At 69.1% G+C, this 1,587-nt stretch carries 2 protein-coding genes; both read right to left on the bottom strand.

Annotated features, from left to right (window positions below):
* Positions 1-416, bottom strand: a 416-nt coding sequence (locus BMX17_RS24835) for a hypothetical protein (RefSeq protein ID WP_139203806.1), incomplete at its 3' end; no start/stop codon positions are given.
* 658 nt (positions 417-1,074) lie between these two features.
* Positions 1,075-1,263, bottom strand: a complete 189-nt coding sequence (locus tag BMX17_RS24830) for a hypothetical protein (RefSeq protein ID WP_092665319.1) — start codon at positions 1,261-1,263, stop codon at positions 1,075-1,077.
* Positions 1,264-1,587 lie beyond the last annotated feature (324 nt).

The raw sequence follows: 1,587 nt of genomic DNA, 5'->3' as shown, positions 1-1,587 counted from the left end.
TTGGCCGTCTCGTGGTCGTCCTGGTGAACGCGCTGTTCGGCCAGACGCGTCTCGTACTGCTCGAGCGTCTCGCCCGGCCGCCGACTGAGGTTCAGACGAGCCTCCTCGCCCATCTGAGTCGCACACCGCTCGTCGTGGCGCTCCCGGTGATCGATCAGCGCGTCGGCCTCGTTGACCTCGCGACTCTCAGCCATCTCGCGAGCCACGTTCTTCGTCGTCACCTTGTCACGCTCGCCGACGATGTCGGCGACCTCGCCCAGCGAGCCCTGACGAACGTCGCTGGATTTCCGCAGGTCGTCCTTCTTGTACCGCTTCATCTCGTGGCCGTCGCTCGTCTCCGGCCGGTCACCCTCCGGCGCGGGCATCCGGGTGATGGGCTGTTCCTGCACGCCCTGATCCAGGTCGCGCGGATCCATTGCTTCAGGGTGGGTGTTCGTCGCACTGTTCGCGTCGAGCGATCGACCATTGGTATAATCGTTTCGTCCCATTGTAATCACTCTTGTCACGGCCTCTGCCACCGCGTCACGACGCACTCTGCTTCCGGGCGACTGCTCTCGGTGGAGAAACCGCTCACTTGACCCTGCGGGCCGGAAATAACGCGCGGTGCGAACCACCCGTGCAGGGAGCGATGCACAGGCGGCGAACCCCCGACGGCTGGCTGTGGAGCGAGCGGGGGTTGCTTGCCGGGTCGGCGGCCGACGGCCCTTTGCTCTGTGGCGTGCTTGCACTACGGGATTGTTGCAGCCTACTGGTCTACTGGAAAGAGAGTGTGTTGAGTGGAGTCTGAGACGGCTGGCCAAGCCACGGCCGGGAGCCGCGTCGAGGGCCCAGCGCGTGACCGGGAGGGCAACGGCTAGGCGAAGCGACGAGGGATGGCCTCGGGCCAGTTCCAGACGCCTGCCAGAGGACGCCGGCGCAGGGCCTCGCGGCGCAGGGCGGCGCGGGGCGGGGCGGCCGCCAGCGCCGCAGGCGCTGGCTCCGCGAGCGCAAGCGCAGCACGCGGTGCGGTCGCGGTCGCGGTTGCGGTGTGGTCGCGGTCGCGGGGCGGTGCTGGGCGGAGGCGATGCAGTGCGGTCAGCTGTCGTCGGTGGTGTCGGCTTCGACGGCCGCGATGGCGGCGGCGACGTCGGCGTCGGTCGCGCCAGTGGTCGTCGAGGTGTTCGGAGCTGACTGGCTGTCCTGGTGGCGAGGGCGACGACGGCGGGCGCGCTGGGCTTCGACACGATCGGCGGGATCTCGCGGTGCCTGAGTACTGTTGGACATAGGTCACTGGCCCGGCGGGCGAGAAACAGCGCCCGGCGTCGCGTGCAGGGATGGGCTGGGTCGGCGAAGCGAGTCGGCCACCGTTGCGTTGCCCCCCACCCGTGTCTTCGATAGCAGATTCGGCAACCCACGTGCCTGGTGGACGCCAGGGCGAGGCGGGCTCGCGGGGACGCCAGTCCCCGCGGTCGGCTGCGCCGGCTACTATCGACCGTGGCAAACCCGCAGGGGTAAACTCGGAAGCGATATCTGGCGCAGCGACCGCGAGCACGCCGAGGGCTGGCAGGGGCCACACGGCGACGGTCGCCGAGTCGATCACACTCCCTC

This window comes from Halorientalis persicus (assembly GCF_900110215.1).
GTDB lineage: Archaea > Halobacteriota > Halobacteria > Halobacteriales > Haloarculaceae > Halorientalis > Halorientalis persica.
Note: the sequence above shows the minus strand (reverse complement) of the source record. Positions and strands in the feature narration are given on the sequence as shown.